Below are 24,980 nucleotides of genomic sequence, written 5' to 3'. Positions count from 1 at the left end.
TACCCTGCTACTTATGTGTGTGTTCGTAGCAAAATCCGCACTGCACTTGTGTAAATTAACGCACACAGTGACGGTATATACCTGTCACTATCCGTCAAGTTGCTTTTGCGCGGTAGTGGAAGGAAACACGTATGTTGAAAGGAGAGAAATTATTTGGAATTATTCAAACTTTAACTTCCCGTTTTTCAGTAAACATCAGTGACACAACAAGAAATAGACATAAGATAACGAACGGGAACACCATTAGGTTGACAGTTTCCCAACCAAACACGTTTAACAATTTCCCTGAGGAAAACGAGGCAGTTGCTACTAAACCAAAGACGAAGAAGTCGTTTATGGACTGGACTCTGTTTTGTTCTTCTGGTCGGTAAGTTTGCGTGAGCAAAGCCGATGCCCCGACGAAAGAAAAGTTCCAACCAAGTCCAAGTAAAATCAGGGAACTCCAGAAAATCCAACGTTCTAGTCCCGTAAGGCCAACCAGCGCGCACACCGCGTAGATCAAAAATCCGGCACCAATCACGCTTGCATGGCCGAATCGGCTGATCAAACTACCGGTGATAAAGCTCGGTGCGAACATGGCAATCACATGCCACTGGATGCCCAACGCCGCATCTGAGTTGGTTAACCCACATGCCACCATGGCAAGAGGCGCCGAAGTCATGATCAGGTTCATGATTGCGTAACTGATCATTCCACATCCGACCGCCACGAAGAACTTTTGTTGCTTCAAAATCTCCGAAAGCGGCCGTCCGCGTTCATGCTTTTCTGTCTTCGCAGGCAAAGGTATTTTCAAAAACGCTACAAATAACAAACCGATAAGCATCAGACCCGCCTGCGCAAGGTAGGTTCCGACAAAAAGAAACGGCTCAAACATGCCTTGAGTAAGAATAACGGTCTGCGGACCGACCACTCCGGCAAGGATTCCACCGGTTAGAACCCAGGAAATCGCTTTTGGCTTGAACGCAGGGCTCGCCGTATCAGCTGCAGCAAAACGCGCCTGCTGGGTAAACGCCATCACAAAACCACTGCCAAGCGTGGAAACACAAAGCAGAGTAAAGCTGCCGATATAAGCAGCATAAGACGCAAGCAAGGCACAAAGCGCGCCAAACAACAACGCCCCAACAAGACCCGCACGGCGTCCAAACTCACGCATAATCATGCCAGCAGGCAACGTGCCAAGAGCAGTACCGAGAACAAAAGCTGTCACTGGCAATGTGGCAAGCGACTTGTCATCAACCAGCAGAACAGAAGCAAGAATAGAAGTGGTCGCAAAAATAATCGGAGGCACACCACCAGCAAACGACTGGGCAAGCGCCAAAAGCAACGCATTGCGCTTTGCCAATCCGTCATCAATCAACGGAGCCGCCAGAGTATTTGCCATAATGTAAATCTTTCAAAGAATGCAGGAAGGAACCGACAGCCTAATCAATTCCACGTAATGAGCAACCATTGAGCTCACCAGATCATCTGCAACTTTGGGAGATATACGCACAACTCGATGAGAATACGTCATGCAAGGCATTTTTGTCGATTATAGTGGCATCGCCAATGCGACACGCATGATGATCCCGCCCAGAGCTATCAATCCACATAACAAAAGCCAGGACGACGCCACGCTTCGCACAATCACACGAGTTTTAGTCCACTTCCGCCTCTTCAAGGTCGCTGCATCGGGCAACCTAAACAACCTGAAAATAAGATAAATAATTGAAATAACGAACGAAAACAGAATCCAGATTGATGTCATATCAGCAAACCCAACACAATGCGTCTTGCAATTCCGATCAACACTATCAGGCCCCACCACAAAAACAACGACCTTCCTAGGTAATAAGAAATCAGACGCTTTCTGGCCCGTCTTTGGCGTTGTATTGTCGTTGCGCGAGGAACCTTCCGCAACTTGGTAATCAAATAAAGCAATGAAATAACGAATGTTATAAAATAGATGGCCGACTCCATCTGAGTACCCTAGCAAAAATAAAGCTCAGGTCGAGACCACTAATCAAAAATGCCGGAAACCTACAGCGCCATGAAGCACATAGGCCTCACCATTCAGGCTCAAAGAAATCATATCCTCGGAAACATCAGCGGAGAGCACGCCAATCTGAGCACAGCGCAATCCGGCTTCCTGCAAGGCCACTTCAAAAGCCACCGCATTCTCAGGCATCACAGCAGCAAGGATCTCGTAGTCATCCCCGCCCGTAATAGCAGTCTCACGGAACGCAGTATCTCTTGCAATCATAGCTGAGGCGGCATCAGAAAATGGTACATTCTCCAGCCTGACAGCAGCCTGAACCTGCGATGTTCGGCACATATGGCCAAGGTCGGCAATCAACCCATCCGAGATATCCATCGCAGCAACAGCATAATCACGAAGCGCAGAAACAGCAGCAACGCGTGGCTGTGGCAACAGATACCGGTTTAGCAGGAAATCACGATGTTCAGCAGAAAGCTCAAGCTCGCCAGCCAGTTCATCGTCCAACCGCAATTTCAAACCAAGCGCAGCGTCACCAATAGTGCCCGTCACATAAAGCAGTGCACCGGCAACAGCCTCATTACGGCGAACCACCTGCCCTTTTGGCACCTGACCAAAAGCAGTGACGGAAAGCAGCGGGCCTTGCGGGCAGGAAATCGTATCCCCGCCAAGCAGATCAATCTGAAACTGATCCTGAACCAACTTCAGGCCGCGGCAGAACTCGGCAACCCACTCTTCGCCAATCTCTTTGGAAAGGCCAAGGCCCAGCAGATAGCCCTTGGGCTCTGCGCCTTTTGCAGCCAGATCGGAAAGGTTCACACCAAGCGCTTTTTGCGCGACTTCAAAGGGAGGATCGTTTTTAAAAAAATGAACCCCTGCCATCAGCATGTCCTTGGTCACAACCAAATCACATCCGGTGTCAGGGGTAAAAACAGCAGCATCATCTTGCAGATGCACAGCGCCTGCGTTGGTGGCAAGCGGCGCAAAATAGCGCTCAATAAGCGAGAACTCTCCCGGTCTGGAACTGGCAGCTTTCTCGCTCATGTAATCAGTCTTCGAATTCGGACTGACGCAGCTCGCGAGCCAGACGGTTCATAATACCGTTGACCAGACGTGCTTCATCTCCTTCATAGAAGGACTTCGCAACATCAATGTACTCATTGATGATCACACGGGCCGGAACGTCTTTCTTGCGCAAAAACTCTGCACAGCCAACGCGCAGGATCGCACGCAAGGTGGTATCGATGCGCTTCAGCGGCCAGTCTTCGGAAAGCGCTGTGTGAATGCGAGGGTCAATGCGCAGCTGGTCTTCGAACACAGCCTGCACCAGATCGCGGAACCACGCAGGGTCCGCATCGCGGTACTGCTCGCCGTCCACTTCCTGACCAAGGCGGTAAGCTTCGTACTCGTTCAGCACATCATTCAGACGTGCACCAGTGATTTCCATCTGATACACGGCCTGAACAGCAGCCAACCGGGCAACACCGCGTTTGTTAGCGGGCCTTACTTCAGCGTTTTTCTTGTTGTTTTCAGTTGTCATTCTAAACCTTACACACCGAACCGGTCGCGCACGTCAATCATAGCAAGACAAGCTTCAGCAGCACCGCCGCCCTTGTTCTTCTTGGAAACGCTTGCGCGCGCCCATGCCTGATCATCGTTCTCAACTGTCTGGATACCGTTACCAACTGCAACATTAGCATCCACAGAAAGATCCATGATCGCACGAGCCGACTCGTTAGAAACGATGTCGTAATGGGTGGTTTCACCGCGAATTACAACACCGAGCAATACAAAACCGTCATAATCTGCTTCGCCATTTTCCATTGCGGTTAACGCCATGGAAAGCGCAGCAGGAATTTCGAGCACACCAGGAACAGCCAGTCGAGAGATTTTCGCCCCTTCACGCTCCAGCACATCTGCAGCACCTTCGTACAGGGCATCTGCCAGATCTTCGTAAAAACGTGCTTCAATAACAAGAATGTGCGGAACCGCGCTCATTTTAATTCTCCTAATGCCAACCAGTTCTTTTCGCTGCATCAATCAGCAAAGCTGGTTAAGGCCACGGGTACGGACAGTACCCACGTATGTGCGCTCAGGAACCATGCCCCAAGCGAAATGTCCAGTTATTTCCTGCGGAATTTTTTGGCTATAAGGCTATTTTGCAATTTCTGCAAGACTTGGAAACTCTGCAAGACGCGCAACGTACCGTGCCATCATGTCCACTTCCAAGTTTATCTCATCCCCCTGCGCCCTGTCGGACCACGTGGTCACTTCCAGAGTGTGTGGAATGAGGAACACGGAAAATGTATTTCCTTCAGCCTCGTTGACCGTCAAAGAGGTGCCATCCAGCGCAACAGATCCCTTCTTCGGGATAAACCGTGCGAACTCAGGAGCACACTCAAATTTCAGGTAAACGCTCTCAGGGTGTTCGGTCCGCTCCACAATGGTGGCTTTGCCATCCACATGACCCAGAACAAGGTGACCGCCCAGCTCCGCGCCCATGGAAAGGGAACGTTCCAGATTAACCCGCTTGCCGACGCACCAGTCCTTCACAGTGGTCAGGGCCAGTGTCTCAGCAGCAGATTCAACGGTAAACCAGTTCTGCTCGCCGTCGCGACCTTTCGCAACAACAGTGTGGCAGACGCCGGAACAGGCGATGGACGCGCCAATTTCAATCCCGTCAGGATCGTAAACAGTTCCAATTTTCGCTCTCTGACCTGCAGCAATCTGCTCCAGCTCAAGGATTGTTCCAACGTCACTAACGATGCCCGTAAACACCTAGAACCTCTCTTTTGGCGTATACCGCCACAACAGATCTTCACCCACATGGCGCAGCATCTGCTTGTTATAACCGTCTTGCAAACTCTCCAGACCTTCAAAGCCGAATGGCAAAAGGCCGTCAGAACCAACTGTACTGGTTCCCTGGAAAATCAAAAGCTCATCCACCAGATCCTGCTGAAGCAGGCCGTGTGCCAGTTCGGCGCCGCCCTCAACCATGATCTGGGAGAGACCATGCATGTAAAGCGCATCCAGTGCCTTATCAAGACATACCTTGCCATTTCTGAGGCAGTCATTGACGATAACTGTCACACCTTCCCGCTCAAGCGCGCTGACACGGTGATCCGGCGCATTATCGCCAATCACCACCCACAAAGAATTGCTCTCTGCGTTCTGCACAAGCTTAGAGGAAAGCGGAATACGCGCCTGACTGTCAAACACCACCGGCTGCGGCGAACGATGCGCCATGCCCGGTAAGCGAACAGACAGCTCCGGGTCATCTTCCAGAACTGTACCGATGCCCACCACGATCGCATCCATCTGCGCCCGCATGGCATGCACCAGCTGGCGTGACAGCGGGCTGGAGATCGCCACCTGCCCCGCACCACGCTTGCCAATGTAACCGTCTTTGGAAACAGCCATCTTGAGCTGCACAAACGGGCGCTCATTGAGGATACGGGAGATATGACCGCGCACAGCTTCACGGCATTCCTTCTCAAGAACGCCAATCAGCACTTCTACGCCGCCCTCTTCCAAAATCTTCTTGCCGCGCCCTGCCACTGCCGGATTTGGGTCCGCTGTGCCATAAACAACACGGCTGACACCAGCAGCCACCAACGCCCGCGCACAAGGGCCAGTCCGCCCGTAATGCGCACACGGCTCAAGGGTCACATACGCAGTCGCGCCCTTGGCATGCTCACCAGCATCCTTGATGGCCAGCACTTCAGCGTGAGAACCACCCGGAGGCAACGTCGCACCCTGTCCCACGATGACCGGGCCATCACCAAAATCTTTTGTCAGGATTGCACCAACCGGAGGATTGGGCCATGTGCGGCCCTTTGCGCGAATGCCATAGCTGAGTGCGGCCGCCATAAAGCGTTCGTGCTCAGCTCGCTCCTTTGCATTTAATGCTTTGTGACCAGACAAAGCTGTCCCCCTGCCAGCGCTAAAGCGTATCGCCGAAAAGTGTCCGCCGGTTTTCGGATAAAGATACGCGAACTGCTTTAAAGCGTATTCCTCAAATGGATTTGACGTAACCCGAACAGAATATACGTCACAGACAACGAAAAGCCAGAGCTTAGGTCCGCGGCGGCATCATCAGCGGATCAACATCCGCATCGGAAAGCTCATCCAGCAGAGCCTCGAAATCCTTGGCTTCACGGAAATTCTTGTAAACAGAAGCGAACCGCACATAAGCCACATCGTCAAGGGTTTTCAGCCCTTCCATGACCAAATGACCAATATCTTCCGCCACAACATCGCTCTCACCGGAACTTTCCAGCTGGCGAACCAGTCCGCTCACCATGCGCTCGATACGCTCAGGTTCCACCGGACGTTTGCGGGTTGCGATCAAAACAGAGCGCATCAGCTTTTCGCGATCAAACGGCACGCGACGCCCATTGCGCTTAATAACGGTCAGCTCGCGCAGCTGAACACGTTCAAAGGTGGTAAAACGACCACCACAAGTCTGGCAGACTCTGCGTCGACGGATAGCTGTATTATCCTCGGTTGGGCGTGAATCCTTCACCTGGGTGTCCTCACCCCCGCAATACGGACAACGCATCTCGCCTGCCTCCTTAACTAAACACTGAAGAACCGCCGAAGGGATCTCCGGCGGTTCTTCTCGTTTAAATTAGTTTTTGTAGATTGGGAACCGGGCAGTAAGGGCCAGTACCTTCTCTTTGACCTGTGCTTCCACAGCTTCGTTGCCGTCAACGGAATTTGTCTTACGCAGACCTTCCAGAACCTCGGTAATCAGCTTACCGATTTCACGGAATTCTTCCTTGCCGAAGCCGCGGGATGTGCCAGCAGGCGTACCAAGGCGGATACCGGAAGTGATGGTAGGCTTCTGAGGATCAAGCGGAACACCGTTCTTGTTACAGGTGATATTCGCACGGCCCAGAGAAATCTCTGCATTCTTACCGGTCAGGTTCATTGGACGCAGGTCAACCAGCATCAGGTGCGTGTCGGTACCACCGGAAACGATGTCCAAACCACCTTCAACAAGGGTCTCAGCCAGAACCTGTGCGTTCTCAACAACGTCTTTTGCGTAGGTCTTGAACTCAGGACGCAGCGCTTCACCGAAGGCAACAGCCTTACCAGCGATCACGTGCATCAGAGGACCACCCTGCAGACCTGGGAAGATCGCGGAGTTGATTTTCTTCGCAATGTCAGCGTCGTTGGTCACAACCAGACCACCGCGAGGACCACGAAGGGTCTTGTGGGTGGTGGATGTTGCAACATGTGCATGCGGGAACGGGCTTGGGTGCTGACCACCCGCAACCAGACCTGCAAAGTGCGCCATGTCGACCCACAGGTACGCGCCCACTTCGTCAGCGATTGCGCGGAATGCAGCAAAGTCAATCTCACGAGAGTATGCAGAACCGCCAGCGATGATGATCTTAGGCTGATGTTCTTTTGCAAGCTCGCGCACTTCGTCCATGTTGATGCGGCCAGTGTCGGTGTTCAGGCCGTACTGAACAGCGTTGAACCACTTACCGGACATGTTAGGACGTGCACCGTGTGTCAGGTGACCACCCGCATCAAGGCTCATGCCGAGCAGAGTGTCGCCTGGTTTAGCCAGCGCAAGAAGAACAGACTGGTTAGCCTGGGAACCGGAGTTCGCCTGCACGTTTGCAAACTCACAGCCGAACAGTGTCTTCACACGATCGATCGCAAGCTGCTCAACAATGTCGACATACTCACAACCACCGTAGTAACGGCGGCCAGGGTAACCTTCAGCGTATTTGTTGGTCAGAACGGAACCCTGTGCTTCCAGCACAGCGCGGGACACGATATTTTCCGAAGCGATGAGTTCAATCTCGTTCTGCTGACGAGAAAGCTCTTTATTGATTGCCTCGAGAAGCTCTGGGTCACCAGAAGCCAGGCTACCTGTAAAGAACTCTGGGTAGAGCGGCGTCGTAATTGGACTATCCGATACGGACATAGGTGGACCTCATTACAAGGTTGGAGCAACAAACTGACGAAACGTCCCAATATCGTTTCGCATTCCGATCCCCGACAAGTTGTAGCTTCGGGTGCTTAGCCCATTAACATATAGGGGGTAATGAACCAAGCTTTGTTCATAGGAATTGCGCAATAGTATTGCCGCCATCACCCAAAATTTATGAATTACGCATCTTGAGGTTGTAATTTACGTTCCAGCTTACGGAGCGCCAGTTGTTTCAGATGCGATTCGCTCGCATTACGAGGCCCCACCACAAACACCTCAACACCGCTCTGAGCACAGATTGCGGACATGCGAATAGCATTCCCAACCAGCCGTGTTTCAAAATAGACCTGTCCCAGTTTAGGCATCTGGCCCCTCGCCTCACTTCTCTCAGATTCGTAAATTGCTCAATCAGTTTTAGCAGTTAGAGTGCGACAGTGCAGGCACCCACACAGCCAATTCCCCAAAAGAAAAAGGCCGCCCCGACAAACGCCGGAAGCGACCTTTAATTCGAAACTGTGAAGCCTGCTTACTGAGCAGAGGCCTGCGCCAGCGGATCAACACTTGCTGAATACAGACCATCCTTGTCGTAGATGTCATCACGGAAGTGGACCATGCCATCGCTGAGCGCCCATGCGGTCACATAGGACAGATGCAGCGGAATGCGGCTCTTCATCTTCACATCCAGACGTTCACCGGAGTTGATGGTCGCATCCACGCGGGAACGGGTCCACTCAGGCGTTGTGGAGCCCAGCAACCATGTCACCAGCTCACGCACGTTCTGTACGCGCACACAGCCGGAAGAATGGAAGCGATAGCCTTCGCCAAACAGAGACTGCTCTGGCGTGTCATGCAGGTAAACCTGATGGGTGTTGTTGAAGTTGATACGGATGCTGCCCATGGAGTTGCCTTCGCCCGGCTCCTGCGTAAAGCGATACTTGGTCGCTTCATCCGTGTTCCAGTCGATCTCCTGCCACTGCTTCTCTTTTCCATACCAGTCGAAGATATGGATATTGTTCTTCGCCAGATACTGCGGATCCTTCTGCATTTTCGGAATAAGATCTTTCCGGATAATGCTGACGGGAACAGTCCAGTACGGGTTGAAATTCACCTCATAGATCGCAGAGCTCAGGATCGGAGACTGGCGATCCTGCTTGCCAACAACAGCAGTGTGGCGAGAACGAACGCGGCCATTCTCAACAACCTCAATACGAGCTGCCGGAATGTTCACGTTCACATAGGTATCACTCACGTTATCAGCCAGAGCCGAAACGCGCTCCAGATTGGTGCGCAGCTGCTGTAAACGCACCTCAACAGGCACATTCATGGCAATCACAGTCGCGCGGCCCACAACACCATCTGGTGTCAGGCCATGTCGCAGCTGGAAACGACGCACAGCTGAATCAACGTAGCTGTCAAAAACTTCAGAAACACCAGCATGCTGCGCCATGTCGCCAGAAACAATCAGGCGCTGTCGCAGGGAAGCAATCGCCGGTGCACGCATACCAATGCGCAGAACCTTTTTGGTGGAGACTTCAGGCCAGCCACCATTGAGGGCGATGCGCTCATAATCGAGAATCGCATCAATCATGTACTGGGTGGTCTGCTTGGAGATAATCGGCGCCACAAAGTCGATCTGCTCCAGAGATGAAACACCCTCATCAAAGGTGTCTTCCCACTCTGTGCCCTGACCAACAATCGGCTGCTCAGTGACGACCGGAGCTGGCTCGGTCACAGCTTGCTGGATGTTTCCGCTGTAGGAAAGCAACCCAGGAACTTTAACCTGCGCCTGTGCGGACATCATACCTGCAGAAAGACCCGTACTCACAACGAGAGCAAGAGCAAGTTTGCTGCGGTTTAAAAGAGGTGCCAACACGAAATAGTTCTCCTAGCAATCAATCGTCCCGTAAGATTCCATGCGAACTTGGTAAACAGAGACTTAACATGGCAAATCTACATGGCATTATCTGCGCAAACTCGCAAGACTTCCGCCAAAACTCGGGGAGGAACATCTGTTGGTGAATTAGAGAAAGTGATCGGCTCCCTGAACAAATCAGAGTTGACAGTTTCTAAATTTCAAAAAACCAACAGTACTTTTTCAGCCCGAAAAGTGAGCAAGTGTCTTCCTCACTCAATGTGACCGTTTAATGGCTATTTACCCTAAGTGGGAAAAAGGTGGCTGCTGTGCAGGTGTTCGTTCCGACCTAGTGCAAGAAAGCAACAATCAGGCCGACTTACTCACAGATGCCTGTTGCGAGGCTGGCCTGCCCTTCTGCCAGCACGCCTGAAACCACATCTGAACCAGCCAGGCATTGAACCGGCAATTTCATCCAGACAAGCAAAAATACCGCTCCCGGTTTCGGAAGCGGTATTTTTTGAAAGGTCAGAAACCACTCTGAAATCAGAGACGGTAGAGGATTTGATCTGTCCAGAAGCGTTCCAGACGACGCAGGGACCGGTTTAGCTCCTCAAAGTTCTCGGTTGAGAGCTCACCAACCTGCTCAACAGAAAGGATATGACGACTATAAAGATCGTCAACAATCTGAGCAATTTCACGTCCTTTGTCCGTCAGGCTCACACGTACGGAACGGCGATCCATCTGGGAACGTTCATGATTGATGTATCCGGTTTCTACGAGCTTCTTAAGGTTATAAGAAACGTTAGAACCTAGATAATAACCGCGAGTACGAAGCTCGCCTGCAGTCAGCTCGGCGTCGCCGATGTTGAAAAGAAGCAGCGCCTGAACGCTGTTCACATCGGAACGACCCATCCGGTCAAACTCATCTTTGATGACGTCAAGAAGGCGACGATGCAAACGCTCAATGAGCGTAAGTGCCTCAAGGTACGCAGGCTTCAGCCCTACCGTTTCTTCTTCTTGCGCCAAGACCTCAACGGCCCTGTTTGTATTGATCATCTGGTTGCGCCTCATGTCCATATTTTTCGTGCGTTCGTATTTTTATCAGCACTTGAAGCAAATTTACGCGACCGCTTCTAAGAACCGCTTAAGAGACACGATGAATTATTTCTTAATCACTAGCAAGCGTGTAGACCTTTCCGTTAACCCTCTGTTTACCCTGACTTCCGAAGCAAGTGGATGATGCCGGAGAAGTCGACGTTTTCCCCGCCATTGTTACAGTATTCCTCATAAAGGCGAGCCGCTTTTTCACCCATAGGTGTATTCGCCCCACTCGAATCTGCTGCCTCTTCCGCCAGTAACAAATCTTTAAGCATCATTGGCGCTGCAAAGCCGGGTTTGTATTCATTGTTGGCTGGCGAAGTCGGGACCGGTCCGGGAATCGGGCAGTAAGAGGTCAAAGACCAACACTGACCAGAAGACTTGGAGGAGATGTCATAAAGCTTCTGTGGGTCCAGACCCAGCTTCTCAGCCAAAACAAACGCCTCGCAGGTACCGATCATCGAAATACCAAGCAACATGTTGTTACAGATCTTTGCCGCCTGCCCAGCGCCAGCATCACCAGCATGAACAATTGAGGCTCCCATGATATCCAGGAGCGGTTTAGCCCGTTCAAATGCAGCATCAGGCCCACCAACCATAAAGGTCAATGTGCCGTTCGCAGCACCCACAATACCACCGGAAACCGGAGCATCGACCATGTCCATGCCAGCTTCGCTCGCTGCTTTTGCAACATCGCGGCTGCTGTCCACATCGATAGTCGAGCTATCAACAAACAGCGTGCCCTTTGGTGCATGCGCAAGAATGCCATCCGCGCCCGTATAAACGGCGCGAACATGCTTCCCTGCTGGCAGCATGGTAACAACAGCCTGAACGTCGCGGACTGCTTCAACCGCAGATGTGGCAACCTGCCCACCTGCGGCCTGAAACGCAGCACGCGCCTCTTCAGAAAGATCTACACCGACGACTTCATGTCCGGCTTTGACAAGATTTGCAGCCATAGGGCCGCCCATATTGCCAAGACCAATAAAAGCAACGCGAAGAACAGTTTCTCCCATTGCATCCTCCCGAAAATCGCCGTCCGTCTGGATTTTGAACATTTAGAACTTGCCCGAAGCTGATCACCTAGGGTTCGCTCAGATCAAATTGACGTGAACGGCCGTTTGCAAAACGATAAATTTCAATGAGTTACAGACCAAACACGACTTTGGTCGATCAGGCCCGCTCCTCTCGCTCTGCAAGATAAAGCAGAACGAGGTAAACGGCGATTGCACTGATGTAGAATACCACCTCGGTCGGACTACGACCAAAGACCATGGGGAACACGGAATACATCACCACCTGGGCCAGTGAGCGGAACAGCCACATGACTGTTCCCCAGCTAGAAAGCAGCCACAAACCAATGGCTGTCACCAGATCAAGAATCGCGAAAAAGATAATGGTGGACTGCACTTGCACGCCCACATCCTCAAACGGCATGCCATCAATCAGACGCACACCGATAATCGCGCTCCAATAGTTGAGGCCAGCAAACAGCATGAACACAGCAAGCAGCCTGACATACGCATGCAGCAAAAACTGAAAGGAGGGAACCCTCTTCATCAGCTCTACAAAAACGCCAGGCATACTCTTAGCTCCACCTTACTCATCCGCCTCAACAACAGGCAGGAGGCCCCTCGCCCCGTTAAAATACGAGGTCACCCCCCTTCGGTGACATAAAATGGGCCTCAACATCAACTGTTTTTATTTCATCAAGGCTTGAATGCTGCCATTTAGGTGCATGATCCTTATCGATAATCACAGCTCGCACACCTTCATAGAAGTCCTTGCCCAGCAGGATCTGTGAAACAATCCGATGCTCCATGATCATGCAGTCCTTCATGGAAAGCCCTTCACCGCGCCGCACCTGCTGGAAAGCCACTTCCATACTCAGCGGGGAACGCTTTGAGATCGTACCCAGAGCTGCTGCTGCAAAATCATCATGCTCAGAACCCAAAAGCTTACGCAGACGATCCACAACTTCCAGCGTGCTCTCAGCACCAAAGCACTCATCCACCACATCTGCTTTGGCATGCAGCGGTGCAGGTCCCGGATCAAACGCATAGCGCGCCAGCACTGGCTCCACATCCTGCACCTCGCACAGCGCCTCTTCCAGAGCCGCCATATCATCCCGCTTCATCGCATGAGTGAGAATACCGGTCCAGTAGCAATCTGCCTGTTTCAGACGCTCACCGGTCATAGCGCAATACATGCCCGTGTTCTGAGGCATTTTCGGCAGGAAGTGACTGCCGCCCACATCCGGGAAGAAGCCAATCGCTGTCTCCGGCATCGCGAACAATGTCTTCTCACTACCAACGCGGTAAGCCCCATGCACAGATATGCCGACACCGCCACCCATCACGATCCCATCAATCAAGGCAATCAACGGCTTAGGATAGCTCTCCATGTAGGTGTTCAGGCGATACTCATCCGCAAAGAACGGCAGACTCTTGTCGATATTCTCCGGGCCGTTTTCAGCCACCTGACGAATATCACCACCTGCGCAGAAGGCTTTCTCGCTGTTACTCTTGATGAGAACATGATGGACCGCATCATCAATCAGCCAGCGCTCCAGCTGCCGATGCATGGCAACACACATCTCATGTGTCAGAGCATTCAGCGCCTTCGGGCGATTGAGAATGATCAGGCCCGCATGGCCTTTCTCTTCAAAAAGAACATCAGTAGTTTCGGACAAGACATCCCCCACATATTCCTGTTGCACAGCGCACCTATTCATTTGCTAAAAATGTTAGGCGTATCTCCGCGCAGTAGACACCGAGTTTCGGGCAAAGATACGCAACACGGGAGCCAAAGCAGCTCCCTCAATTCATCCTATGAAGAACCAGCTAGGCAGCTCAAGCCTTCATCAGCTCACGCGCCACGATGACGCGCATGATCTCGTTGGTACCTTCCAGAATCTGATGCACCCGCAAGTCACGCAAATGACGCTCCAGCGGATAATCCTTCAGATACCCGTAACCACCATGGATCTGCAGCGCCTCATTGACCACCTTGAAGCCCGTATCCGTCGCAAGTCGCTTGGCCATCGCTGCCATCTTGGTCACCTGTGGATCTTTCCTGTCCAACATGTAAGCCGCTTTGTGTAGCAGCAGCCGCGCTGCTTCCAGCTCAGTCGCCATATCCGCCACTTTGAACTGCAACGCCTGAAATTGCGCCAGAGACCGCCCAAACTGCTTGCGCTCGTCCATATACTGCAGCGCCCGGTCCAGACAGAACTGCGCCCCGCCAAGAGAGCAGGCACCAATGTTCAGACGACCACCATCAAGCCCTGCCATCGCAATAGAAAAGCCCTGCCCTTCTGCGCCAACCAGGTTGGCCACCGGCACACGGCAATCCTCAAAGATCACCTGCGCCGTCGGCTGACTGCACCACCCCAGCTTATGCTCGTTGGCACCAAAGGAGAGACCCGGCGCATCTTTCTCAACGACAATACAGGATATCCCCTTCGGCCCATCCTCACCGGTGCGCACCATGCAGACATAAACATCCGACACACCACCACCGGAGATAAAGGACTTGGAACCGTTGATCACATAATGATCCCCGTCCCGTACAGCCCGCGTTCTCAAAGATGCCGCATCAGAACCAGCACCCGGCTCTGTCAGGCAATAACTCGCTACTTTCTCCATGCTGCAAAGATCAGGGAGAAATCTCTGCCGCAGCTCATCAGACCCAAACCGGTCCAGCATACCCGCTGCCATGTTATGGATGGAAAGAAACGCAGACGTGGAAACACAGCCCTTGGAAAGCTCTTCAAAGATCAACGCCCCATCAAGCCGCCCCAGCTGAGAGCCGCCCACATCCTCACGCACATACAGTCCGCCCAGACCCAGCGCAGCCGCCTTGCGAAGCACATCCAGAGGGAAATGAGATTTCGCATCCCACTCCGCAGCAAAAGGCGCCATCTCCTCCTGCGCAAACCCGGCAGCCATATCAACAAAGGCACGTTGATCTTCGTTCAGTTCAAATTCCATGGAATCCGTCCTCCCAGCCAACGGCCTCCCACAACCATCAGCCCCAATATTGAAGTAATTGCGTCAATCGGTAGACCCGTACCCAAACTGCGTCAATTCTCGGAAAGACCAAGATAAGACCAATTGCTCAGTCAAAACAGCGCCCCGTACACAACAACGTTCAAAAAACGCAAAGCTTTCAAACCAACGCAATAAATCGCGCAAAGCTGAAACTGGCGTCCAATTCTGAACTGATTCCCCACTTGTTCCCGTTGCGTTTCCAATCTGCTGAGGGGATAACAAGGTCGTCCACTATTAAATTGCACGGAAAGCGAAAACCTTTCTGCGATTCTAAAGAAGCTTTGGAACACAAAAAGAATTTGAGTTTTATCAAGCAAACACACCGTGCTATCTGACATCAAATGCCCTAGTAGTTTTGAGTAAGCCGTCGCTCTCAGCTCTACGAGAGCGCCAACAACCAGTCATTCAGGTGAGTTACCATGCCGTTTGCCAATGAATCGCATTCTTCCGTAGACATGAACCAGATTTTGAACGGCCGCCGAATGCGTCGCAATCGTCACAGCGATTGGTCCCGTCGCCTTATCCGCGAAAACACAATCACCACTGACGACTTGATCTGGCCAATCTTTCTGATTGATGGCGAAAAGAAAACGGAACCAGTTGCTTCCATGCCGGGCGTTGAGCGCTATTCTGTCGATATGGCAGTGCGCGCCGCTGAGCAGGCAGCTGAACTGGGCATTCCGGTCATTGCACTGTTCCCGAACACAGATCCAGACCTGCGCGACGAAATGGGCACCGAAGCGCTGAATGACAGCAACCTCACTTGCCGCGCTCTTCAGGCGATCAAGGCAGAAGGTTTCCCTGTTGGTCTGATGACGGACGTTGCACTTGATCCATACACCTCTCACGGCCACGACGGTCTGATGGCCGGTGATAAGATCATCAACGACGAAACCGTCGATCAGCTCTGCCGTCAGGCACTTATTCAAGCAGAAGCAGGCTCTGACATCATTGCTCCATCCGACATGATGGATGGTCGCATCGGCGCAATCCGTTATGCGCTGGACAATCAGGGCTTTGAGAACCTTCAGATCATGGCGTACTCCGCAAAATACGCTTCTGCCTTCTACGGCCCATTCCGCGACGCTGTCGGCTCCAATGCCAACCTGAAGGGCGACAAGCGCACCTATCAGATGGACCCAGCCAACACAGATGAAGCACTGAAAGAAGCAGAGCTGGATCTGGCAGAAGGCGCGGACATGATCATGGTGAAGCCTGGCATGCCGTACCTCGATATTCTCCGTCGCATCAAAGATACCTTCCTTGCACCAACCTACGCCTATCAGGTCTCTGGTGAGTACGCGATGATTTGCGCAGCAGCTCAAAACGGCTGGATGGACAAGGACAAGGCGATGATGGAAAGCCTGATGGCCTTCAAACGCGCCGGTGCAGATGGCGTCTTAACCTACTTTGCACCTGAACTTGCGAAAAAACTGAACGGCAAATAAAGCCTGTAAAACAAGACACCTGCGAGAACAAAATATGCCAAAGGTGGCCTCACCTCTTCTCACCCTGTCCAACATTGAAGAGGCTGCAAACAACATCAAGGGCGCGGTGATTTCAACACCGCTCCTGCCAGCAGCTCAACTGGATGCCATCACCGGTGCCTCCGTTTTCGTCAAATACGAAAACATGCAGGCCACCAACGCATTCAAAGAGCGCGGCGCCCTGAACAAGCTGCTTCACTTGACAGAAGAAGAAAAGAGCCGCGGCGTGATTGCCATGTCCGCAGGCAACCACGCACAGGCCGTGGCGTTGCACGCACAGCGCCTTGGCATTCCCGCTCTCATCGTCATGCCCAACGGCACACCTTATGTGAAGGTGGAGGCAACCAAAGCCTATGGCGCCAAAGTCGTCCTCGCAGGCGAAACCGTCGACGATGCTAAGAAAGAAGCCGACCGCCTCTCTGAGGAACACGGCTACATCTGGGTCCACCCGTTCGATGATTTGCAGGTCATTGCAGGCCAGGGCACCATTGCCCTTGAAATGCTGAAGGATCAGCCGGATCTGGACACCCTGATCGTGCCAGTCGGTGGCGGCGGAATGATCTCTGGCATCGCAGTTGCAGCCAAAGCGATCAAACCAGATATCGAAATCATCGGCGTTGAAAGCGAGCTCTACCCATCCATGTACGCCGCGCTGCGCGACGAACCGATGGAATGTGGCGGCAACTCGCTGGCAGAAGGTATCGCGGTGAAAGTGCCCGGCACTTACACCCAGCAGCTGGTCAAAGAATATGTCGATGACATCCTGCTGGTCAGCGAAAGCCAGATTGAGGAAGCCATCAACATCTTCCTCACCCGCCTGAAAACCGTAGCTGAAGGCGCTGGAGCAGCCGGGCTCGCTGCTATGTGCGCCCATCCGGAGCGCTTCAAAGGCAAAAAAGTTGGACTTGTCCTCTGCGGCGGCAACATTAATCCACGCCTGCTGGCTTCCATCGCACTGCGCCAGCTGGTTCGACTCGGCAACATCATTCACATCCGCTGCAACATCCCGGATCGTCCGGGCATCCTTGGCGAAATCTCAACCACCATTGGCCAGCTGGGCGGCAACATTCTGGAAGTCTCCCACCACCGCCTGTTCCTCGATGTCTCTGTGAAAGGAGCAACGTTGGATGTGGCCATTGAGACGCGCGATAACCAGCACGCCAAAGAGATCATCGCGGCACTGGAAGCCGGAGATATCCACGTCACACTGCTCTCCTCCGGTGAGATGCGGTTCTAGGCTTATCCACGCCTGACAGTACGACAAACAATCAGAACAAGCGCCAAACTCTTGCGTTGGCGCTTGTGCAACTATTTTGATCCGCGCAAAAATATCCTCACATGCCGGATTCTACAAAAATAGTTTACTACTCCCGCTTGAAACTTGAAAATGCACACCCAATTCTACTGAAAGACGCTGGGGAAGACCTCAGCACAGTTGAATCTAACCGAGGAAGAAATGAGCCAGCAAGTGAGCGCGCACCCCAACACTTATTATGATCCCTACCTTAATCCGCACTTGTTTGATGGTGTGCGGAAAAAGCGGATCTTTGCGTGCGTTTTTGATGTCATCGCGATTACCATTCTGTTTGGTATCGCTTTCGTCGTCATTACCTTTCTCGGCATTCTGACGCTTGGCCTTGCATGGCTGTTGTTCCCTGCAATCTGGCCACTTGTTGCCCTTGCCTACACCGCATTCTCACTGGGCGGATACAACTCTGCAACACCGGGTATGCGCGCGTTTGGGCTGGAAATGCGCCTGCAGAATGGTGGCCGCCCATATCCGCTCTACGCAGCAATCCACGTTCTGCTCTTTTATTTCTCGGTAACAATACTCAGCCCTTTTGTCCTCATAGTCTCATTGTTTAGTGACCAAAAGCGACTGCTCCATGATATCGTGCTAGGTGCCGTTATTATGAATTCCCCGGTGGATAGTCTGCATCGATAACAAACCAATGATGCAACGTGCAGTGACGAACCCGCCCGGACCCTCTAATAACGTGTGAAAGAGTAGCACGAGCGGGGACGCGCATGGAGAACCTGAACATACCGATGATCCTGACCTTTGTGATCATCGGATTCACGATTGTCCTTTATGCGCTGGAACGCATCGCCATCGAAATCGTAGCACTTGGCTCCATCGTAGCCCTCATGCTGCTGTTCATGGCTTTCCCACATACACTCAATGGATCACCGATCAGGCCGGAGGATTTTCTCTCCGGCTTTTCCAATCAGGCCCTGATCACGGTGATCTGCTTGCTCATAGTCGGGCAAGGCCTCTTCCAGACAGACGCTCTCGACAAACCCGCGCAGGCCATCCTGCGTATGTCAAAACAGCGCCGTTGGCTCGCCACCGGACCGCTGCTTATCACCGTCGGCATCGTCAGCGCGTTTTTGAACAACACGCCTGTCGTGGTCATCACACTGCCGATTTTGACCACTGTTGCTGCCGCGCATAGCACCTCTTCCTCACGTTTTCTTATGCCCCTCTCGTTCATCACGATCCTGGGCGGCATGACAACAATGATCGGCTCCTCCACCAACCTGCTCGTCGCCAACGTGGCCAACGCAACCGGTGAAGTCCGCATCAATTTCTTCACCTTCACCGCATTCGGCGCCATTCTGGCAGCCGTAGGTGCCGTCTATGTTCTGTTCGTTCTGCCACGCGTCCTCAAACCGCGCCAAACCATGGCGGAAGAATTCACTGGCAAAGACGGACGTCAGTTTATTGCACAGATTCCAATAGTTTACGGCCATCCTCTGGTTGGTGAGAAGGCCGTTGCAGGCATGTTTCCTGCCCTGAAAGAAATGACCGTTCGCCTGATCCAGCGCGGCGAACGCCCGCTCCTGCCTCCGTTCGAAGAGGTCCAGTTGCAGCCGGGCGATACCGTAATCGTCGCCGCCACCCGCGACACCCTCACCCGCGCCATCAGCCAACGCCACCCCCTCCTTCCAGCAGACGCAAACGAAAGCCCAACCAGCGAAGCAGAGCACGCTTCTCCATCCGGCACCCTCACCCTTGCTGAAGCAGTTATTGCCCCCGGCTCGCGCCTGATTGGCCGCACGCTTTCCATGACAAGTTTCCACGCTGATACCGGCTGTGTGGTGACCGGATTGCAGCGCCGCAGCCGCATGCCACGCATGCCGATGACTGATATCCGTATGGAATCCGGGGATGTTTTGCTGATCGCTGGCAACCGTGAAGAAATCAACCGTCTGCGCGGCAACCGAGATGTCCTCCTCATGGACTGGTCCGCAACAGAACTACCTCAAAGACAATATGCCCGCCGCGCGCTGGCCATTTTTGTTGCCATGATCACGCTAGCAGTCACCGGAATTGTGCCAATTATGGTCGCCTCCGTTGCTGCAACCTTCGCCATGATCACCTTCGGTTGCCTCAACATCCGCCAGACCCTGCGCACCATCGACAGCCGTATCTTCATGCTGATCGGCGCCTCGATCGCAGCCTCGTTAGCACTGGAAGCAACAGGTGGTGACGATGCCATCGCCTCGGCACTTCTCAACATCGCCGATGGCCGATCGCCGGCATTTGTCCTCTCCTTGCTCTTTGCTGTTGTCGCTGTCTTAACCAACTTACTCAGCAACAACGCAACCGCGGTGCTGTTTACGCCCATTGCAATTGAAATGGCGCACCGGGTTGGCGTACCGGTAGAGCCCTTCATCGTTTGCCTGATTTTTGCAGCAAATTGCTCATTTGCAACGCCAATCGGGTATCAGACAAACCTCATCGTTATGGGTCCAGGCCACTACCGTTTCTCAGATTTCCTCTTCGCCGGCACACCTCTCGCCATAATCATATGGTTGACCTTCTCATTTGCAGCTCCTTACTATTATAATCTGTAAGGCCAGCGATAAATAAAGAAGAGAGAGGGACGCGCTAGGTGACACGGCAAGCCTATGATAACCCGCAGTTTTATCTGACTGCCCCCACGGATTGCCCCTACCTGCCAGATCGTAAAGAACGCAAAGTCTTCACGCATCTTGTTGGACCCAATGCCCCTGCGCTCAACGACGTTCTCACACAAGGCGGCTTTCGTCGCTCTCAGAATATCGCCTATCGTCCTGCCTGCGAAGATTGCCGAGCTTGCGTCTCTATCCGCGTCTGCGCTCAGGAGTTCAAGTGGACCAAATCGCTCAAGCGCGTCTGGAAAGACAATCAGGATCTGATTGGTACTGAGCTGCCACCCGGCCCGTCGACTGAGCAATACGACCTGTTCCATGAATATCTGAATGCCCGCCACACCAATGGCGGCATGACAGAGATGTCCCCGGGCGACTATTCCATGATGGTTGAAGATACGCACGTTGACACAGCCATCATCGAGTACCGCCAACGAGGCCCAAACTCCTTCCTCTCCGGCGAAGGAGAAGGCCCACTCATCGGCGTCGCCCTGACCGACCGCCTCTGCGATGGCCTCTCCATGGTCTACTCCTTCTTCGACCATTCCCAAACCAGCCGAAGCCTCGGCACCTTTATGATCCTCGATCATATCGCCCGCGCACAGCACCTCGGCCTGCCCTATGTCTATCTGGGATACTGGGTCGAAGGCTCACCAAAAATGGCGTATAAAGAGCGCTTTAAACCACAGGAACACCTTGGCGCACAGGGCTGGGAACGTCAGGACTAACCTAAAATTTTCGCTGGTTTTCTAAAGAGAACTCAAGTACTCGCGTACGCGCATAAACACAGCCGTAAACTGCTCGGCTGTGATCCGCCGCGTATTCACGTTGTACTGAGAACAATGGAAGCTGGAAAACATTCTGAGAGAAGGCGTGAGCTGAGTTTCACGATTATGCCCGAACGGATTGTCCTTCAGCTTCAACTCAAAAGCCTTCAGTAACTCCTCATGCGCTGTCCGCCCCACAGCCACAACAGTACGCGTCTGATCACTCACCAGCATGGAATCCAGAAAGAACGGCCGACAGGTTCTTATTTCTGCAGGTTTTGGAGCATTCTTTGGCGGCATGCACTTCACCACATTGGTGATCCGCACATCCAGAGGCTCAATCCCAAGTTCAGGCGCTGCTACATCTTTGTAAGATGCAAACCCACTCGCCGTCAAAGCGCCATTGAGCATTTCGCCGGAAAAATCACCAAAGAACGGAATACCGGTGCGGTTGCCACCTTTATGCCCCGGAGCCAGCCCCACAACAATGAGGGAGGCATCAACAGGACCATAGTCCAGCACAGGCGCATTGTGCCAATCAGGGTGAAGCTCGCGCAACTCGGCCCTATACGCAACAAGCCGGGAACAGAGTGGACACTCTCTCCCCGGCTTCTGCAAACTTTCGATACCGTGACAGACCTTAGTAGTCGTCATCTCCGATCTCATCATCCTCGTCTTCAACACGTGGTGGGCGCTCGTTTGGGTCACGACCAACACGTTGCATCAACGTGGAAAGTTCGATGAAGTGGTCCGCTTGACGGCGCAGATCATCAGCAATCATTGGCGGCTGCGTCTGAAGTGTAGAAACAACAGAAACCTTGCGACCACGACGCTGCAGCGCTTCAACCAGAGAACGGAAGTCACCATCACCAGAGAACAGAACGATATGGTCAACATGATCAATCAACTGCATGGCATCCACAGCCAGCTCGATATCCATGTTGCCTTTAATTTTGCGACGTCCTGCTGAATCCACGAATTCCTTAACAGGTTTGGTAACGACCTTGTAGCCATTGTAGTCCAGCCAATCGATCAATGGACGAATGGAGGAGTACTCCTGCTCTTCCACCAGCGCAGTATAATAGTAAGCGCGTAGCAGGTAGCCCTTTGATTGGAATTCTTTCAAGAGACGCTTGTAATCGATGTCGAAACCAATTGCTTTCGCCGTCGAATAAAGGTTCGCTCCATCAATGAATAAAGCAATCTTTTCGCGGGGATCAAACATATTATTTTTAGCCTTTCCGCTGCACAGACGCGTAAGTCAGTAACTTGTTATAAGCAATCACTTTCTGGACATGCCTGTTTGCTGTCGTGACATGTCTAGAATGTATGCCGTTCTAATTGACCCGGTTGCACTCTACGTTAAATCGAATACGCATTCGTTACGGACAAACATAAAACCTTGTCCCTCAGCGTATATATTGCATTGGTCTAGTTAATATCGGACCAATACAGTTCGATTCACCGGCCAGAAACTAAAACAAGATGAATGAAATTTACAGATGTCATCTTGCATAAATTAACAGGAACCCACCAAATATTCCCACTTTATATTATAGTTCCAGTTTAGCTTAGAAACAAACCACCGGATATAGATACTAATGGTTCCAATAGAAACAAGGTTTCCTTGTTTTTTCGGATCTAGGGCATTCCAAAAATATCTGGACCAGAATTTCGGTTAACTCTAATTTGTTATTTTTTTTCATCTATTCCAATTCCAGTGTACAAAACGGATCTTGAAACTCACTCAGGAGTTGAAGATTTGAAAATTCGTTCCTCCAGAAAAACTAACAATAAAAAACTAATCCGACTTAGCACTGCACACTAAAGCAGCCCTTCACAATAGTATTGAAGTTAAAATCAAGCGCGTTAGACCTAAAGCCCCAATTTTTCTCTGGCCTAATCTTAAGCAGCTCCGGACTGGAAAATTTCTCCTTTCATAATAAGATGTAAAGGAGTTGCACAAAAAATACAGAAACGGCTCTTGCCTTAAAACAAGAAGCATTCTATGAGTGGCCTCTGAATTCCCAGATATTACGGAGTGATCGAATGGCACGTGTGACCGTCGAAGATTGCGTCGACAAGGTCGAAAACCGGTTTGAGCTGGTTCTGCTTGCCAGCCATCGCGCCCGGATGATTTCCAGTGGCTCGCCGCTGACAATCGACCGCGACAACGATAAGAACCCGGTTGTTGCGCTTCGCGAAATCGCTGAAGAAACAGTGAGCCCAGAGGACTTGAAAGAAGACCTCATTCACTCTCTTCAGAAATTCGTGGAAGTGGACGAGCCGGAAGCAGAAACAGCACCAATGGTTCCTAGCGACCCACAACAACTTCAGATCAATGCAGTTGACGATTCAGAAGTCGAATTCGACAGCATTACTGAAGAAGACCTGCTGAAGGGGCTTGAAGGCCTGGTACCGCCGGAACGTTCCGACGACTACTAATCGCCCTCACGCAAGATGTCGGCGTCGGCCGGGCCGGCGCCTCGCATTTTCAGGTCCGGCCCTAGCTTATTTGCATAGTGAAGCGGCCGCCCGAAAATGATGCGTCAATACGAACTTGTTGAGAGAGTAACCAGCTACAATCCTGATACGGATGAAGCGCTGCTCAACAAGGCATATGTTTATGCCATGCAAAAGCATGGTACCCAGACTCGCGCCTCTGGGGATCCTTATATTTCCCACCCTCTCGAAGTTGCAGCCATCCTCACCGACATGAAGTTGGATGATGCGACCATTGCCGTTGCCCTGCTTCATGACACCATTGAAGACACCGATGCCACACGCGCTGAAATTGATCGCATGTTTGGTGAGGAAATCGGCAAGCTTGTAGAGGGCCTGACCAAGATCCAGCGACTGGATCTGGTTTCCCGCAAAGCCAAACAGGCTGAAAACTTCCGCAAGCTTCTGCTTGCCATCGCTGATGACGTCCGTGTTCTCCTCGTAAAACTGGCCGATCGCCTGCACAACATGCGCACCCTGCACCACATGCGGGAAGACAAGCGCATCCGCATCGCTGAAGAGACCATGGAGATCTATGCGCCGCTTGCAGGCCGCATGGGTATGCAGGACATCCGCGATGAGCTGGAAGACATCTCCTTCGAGACCCTCTATCCGGATGCTCGCAACACCATCCGCGAGCGCCTTGCAATCCTGCACAGCAAGAACGAAGGCCTGATCACGGACATTGAGGAAGACCTCACACAGCGCCTCGCAGAACAAGGCATCACCGCTAAGATCAGCGGACGTGAAAAGCGCGCTTACTCCATCTTCCGCAAGATGGAAGAAAAGTCCCTCGGTTTCGAGCAGCTCTCAGACATTTACGGCTTCCGCGCGATCGTTCCTGCACTGGAAGATTGCTACCGCGTACTAGGCGTCATTCATACAGCATGGCCATGCGTACCGGGCCGCTTCAAGGATTACATCTCCACGCCGAAGCAGAACGACTACCGCTCCATTCACACCACCGTTGTAGGTCCCAAGCGCCAGCGCGTTGAGCTGCAGATCCGCACTCAAGCCATGCACCGCATCGCGGAGAACGGCATCGCGGCCCATGCACTTTACAAAGATGGTGTCACCGGTGGTCGCAACATTCAGTCCATGACCGCGGAATCCCGCGCCTATGGCTGGCTACGTGGCACCATTGATCTGCTGGCACAAGGTGAATCTCCGGAAGAGTTCCTCGAGCACACAAAGCTTGAGCTCTTCCATGATCAGGTCTTCTGCTTCACACCAAAAGGCCGCCTGATCGCGCTGCCGCGCGGCGCAACACCGATCGACTTCGCTTATGCAGTCCATACGGACATCGGTAACACCTGCGTTGGCTGTAAGATCAACGGACGCATCTCCTCACTGGTCACAGAGCTGACCAATGGTGA

24 protein-coding genes are annotated in these 24,980 nt (G+C 52.4%); 7 read left to right on the top strand and 17 right to left on the bottom strand.

The genetic code is table 11. The annotated features are described in order from the left end of the window. Positions 1 to 163 precede the first annotated feature (163 nt). The 15 genes from PJE062_RS00920 to PJE062_RS00845 form a co-directional block, all read right to left on the bottom strand. Positions 164 to 1,381 (bottom strand): MFS transporter, encoded by a 1,218-nt coding sequence (locus tag PJE062_RS00920; protein ID WP_008546777.1) that lies wholly within the window; start codon positions 1,379 to 1,381, stop codon positions 164 to 166. Between the two features lie 621 nt (positions 1,382 to 2,002). Then, entirely contained in the window at positions 2,003 to 3,019 is a 1,017-nt protein-coding gene (gene thiL / locus PJE062_RS00910) for a thiamine-phosphate kinase (protein WP_008547311.1), read from the bottom strand. 4 nt (positions 3,020 to 3,023) lie between these two features. Next, entirely contained in the window at positions 3,024 to 3,515 is a 492-nt protein-coding gene (gene nusB / locus PJE062_RS00905) for a transcription antitermination factor NusB (RefSeq protein WP_008546596.1), read from the bottom strand. An 8-nt stretch (positions 3,516 to 3,523) separates the two neighbouring features. Beyond that, positions 3,524 to 3,973: a 6,7-dimethyl-8-ribityllumazine synthase gene (ribH, locus tag PJE062_RS00900; RefSeq protein WP_008546707.1), complete on the bottom strand. Its 450-nt coding sequence runs from the start codon at positions 3,971 to 3,973 to the stop codon at positions 3,524 to 3,526. 156 nt (positions 3,974 to 4,129) lie between these two features. Next, a complete protein-coding gene (locus PJE062_RS00895; RefSeq protein ID WP_037035747.1) occupies positions 4,130 to 4,753 on the bottom strand; it encodes a riboflavin synthase in 624 nt (207 codons plus the stop codon). Then, a complete protein-coding gene (gene ribD, locus PJE062_RS00890; protein WP_008546201.1) occupies positions 4,754 to 5,899 on the bottom strand; it encodes a bifunctional diaminohydroxyphosphoribosylaminopyrimidine deaminase/5-amino-6-(5-phosphoribosylamino)uracil reductase RibD in 1,146 nt (381 codons plus the stop codon). It abuts the gene before it with no gap. 151 nt (positions 5,900 to 6,050) lie between these two features. After that, entirely contained in the window at positions 6,051 to 6,536 is a 486-nt protein-coding gene (gene nrdR, locus PJE062_RS00885; RefSeq protein WP_037035745.1) for a transcriptional regulator NrdR, read from the bottom strand. 69 nt (positions 6,537 to 6,605) lie between these two features. Continuing rightward, complete coding sequence (glyA, locus tag PJE062_RS00880; RefSeq protein ID WP_008546488.1) at positions 6,606 to 7,919, bottom strand: serine hydroxymethyltransferase; 1,314 nt, start codon at positions 7,917 to 7,919, stop codon at positions 6,606 to 6,608. 185 nt (positions 7,920 to 8,104) lie between these two features. Continuing rightward, positions 8,105 to 8,290, bottom strand: coding sequence for a serine hydroxymethyltransferase (locus PJE062_RS00875; RefSeq protein WP_008546912.1), 186 nt, complete (start codon positions 8,288 to 8,290; stop codon positions 8,105 to 8,107). Between the two features lie 161 nt (positions 8,291 to 8,451). Beyond that, positions 8,452 to 9,798: a murein L,D-transpeptidase gene (locus PJE062_RS00870; protein ID WP_008547215.1), complete on the bottom strand. Its 1,347-nt coding sequence runs from the start codon at positions 9,796 to 9,798 to the stop codon at positions 8,452 to 8,454. A 525-nt stretch (positions 9,799 to 10,323) separates the two neighbouring features. After that, entirely contained in the window at positions 10,324 to 10,836 is a 513-nt protein-coding gene (gene ldtR, locus PJE062_RS00865) for a transcriptional regulator LdtR (protein ID WP_008546709.1), read from the bottom strand. A gap of 155 nt (positions 10,837 to 10,991) precedes the next feature. Beyond that, entirely contained in the window at positions 10,992 to 11,894 is a 903-nt protein-coding gene (gene mmsB, locus PJE062_RS00860; RefSeq protein ID WP_008546219.1) for a 3-hydroxyisobutyrate dehydrogenase, read from the bottom strand. Between the two features lie 157 nt (positions 11,895 to 12,051). Further along, positions 12,052 to 12,462: a DUF6163 family protein gene (locus PJE062_RS00855; protein ID WP_008546554.1), complete on the bottom strand. Its 411-nt coding sequence runs from the start codon at positions 12,460 to 12,462 to the stop codon at positions 12,052 to 12,054. 58 nt (positions 12,463 to 12,520) lie between these two features. Beyond that, on the bottom strand, positions 12,521 to 13,570 hold the full coding sequence (locus tag PJE062_RS00850) for an enoyl-CoA hydratase/isomerase family protein (RefSeq protein ID WP_208982086.1): 1,050 nt from the start codon (positions 13,568 to 13,570) through the stop codon (positions 12,521 to 12,523). Between the two features lie 160 nt (positions 13,571 to 13,730). Next, complete coding sequence (locus PJE062_RS00845) at positions 13,731 to 14,870, bottom strand: isobutyryl-CoA dehydrogenase (RefSeq protein WP_008546322.1); 1,140 nt, start codon at positions 14,868 to 14,870, stop codon at positions 13,731 to 13,733. Between the two features lie 479 nt (positions 14,871 to 15,349). Between PJE062_RS00845 and hemB the strand changes: the two genes are divergently transcribed. The 5 genes from hemB (at position 15,350) to PJE062_RS00820 (ending at position 21,063) form a co-directional block, all read left to right on the top strand. Further along, complete coding sequence (gene hemB, locus PJE062_RS00840) at positions 15,350 to 16,378, top strand: porphobilinogen synthase (protein ID WP_008547025.1); 1,029 nt, start codon at positions 15,350 to 15,352, stop codon at positions 16,376 to 16,378. Between the two features lie 34 nt (positions 16,379 to 16,412). Continuing rightward, positions 16,413 to 17,654: a threonine ammonia-lyase gene (locus PJE062_RS00835; RefSeq protein WP_008546945.1), complete on the top strand. Its 1,242-nt coding sequence runs from the start codon at positions 16,413 to 16,415 to the stop codon at positions 17,652 to 17,654. A 219-nt stretch (positions 17,655 to 17,873) separates the two neighbouring features. Continuing rightward, positions 17,874 to 18,362 (top strand): RDD family protein, encoded by a 489-nt coding sequence (locus PJE062_RS00830; protein ID WP_208982085.1) that lies wholly within the window; start codon positions 17,874 to 17,876, stop codon positions 18,360 to 18,362. Between the two features lie 83 nt (positions 18,363 to 18,445). Further along, positions 18,446 to 20,278, top strand: a complete 1,833-nt coding sequence (locus PJE062_RS00825; protein WP_008546302.1) for an SLC13 family permease — start codon at positions 18,446 to 18,448, stop codon at positions 20,276 to 20,278. 38 nt (positions 20,279 to 20,316) lie between these two features. After that, positions 20,317 to 21,063, top strand: a complete 747-nt coding sequence (locus PJE062_RS00820) for an arginyltransferase (RefSeq protein WP_008546426.1) — start codon at positions 20,317 to 20,319, stop codon at positions 21,061 to 21,063. 21 nt (positions 21,064 to 21,084) lie between these two features. On the opposite strand, the gene PJE062_RS00815 is transcribed toward PJE062_RS00820, so the two are convergent. After that, the gene (locus PJE062_RS00815) at positions 21,085 to 21,756 is read right to left on the bottom strand and encodes a uracil-DNA glycosylase (RefSeq protein WP_208982084.1); all 672 of its coding nucleotides are present in this window, start codon (positions 21,754 to 21,756) and stop codon (positions 21,085 to 21,087) included. After that, complete coding sequence (locus PJE062_RS00810) at positions 21,743 to 22,327, bottom strand: NYN domain-containing protein (RefSeq protein ID WP_008547287.1); 585 nt, start codon at positions 22,325 to 22,327, stop codon at positions 21,743 to 21,745. The genes PJE062_RS00815 and PJE062_RS00810 overlap by 14 nt, the downstream gene beginning before the upstream one ends. Before the next feature lie 824 nt (positions 22,328 to 23,151). On the opposite strand from PJE062_RS00810, the gene rpoZ reads away from it, so the two are divergent. Together rpoZ and PJE062_RS26810 are read left to right on the top strand one after the other, a co-directional pair. After that, positions 23,152 to 23,547, top strand: coding sequence for a DNA-directed RNA polymerase subunit omega (rpoZ, locus tag PJE062_RS00805; protein ID WP_008547174.1), 396 nt, complete (start codon positions 23,152 to 23,154; stop codon positions 23,545 to 23,547). 96 nt (positions 23,548 to 23,643) lie between these two features. Then, on the top strand, positions 23,644 to 24,980 hold a 1,337-nt coding region (locus PJE062_RS26810; protein ID WP_037035743.1), incomplete at its 3' end, for a bifunctional (p)ppGpp synthetase/guanosine-3',5'-bis(diphosphate) 3'-pyrophosphohydrolase.

Origin of the sequence: Pseudovibrio sp. JE062, from assembly GCF_000156235.1 — a bacterium.
Taxonomy (GTDB): Bacteria; Pseudomonadota; Alphaproteobacteria; order Rhizobiales; family Stappiaceae; genus Pseudovibrio.
This window is presented reverse-complemented; position numbering and strand designations above follow the sequence as displayed.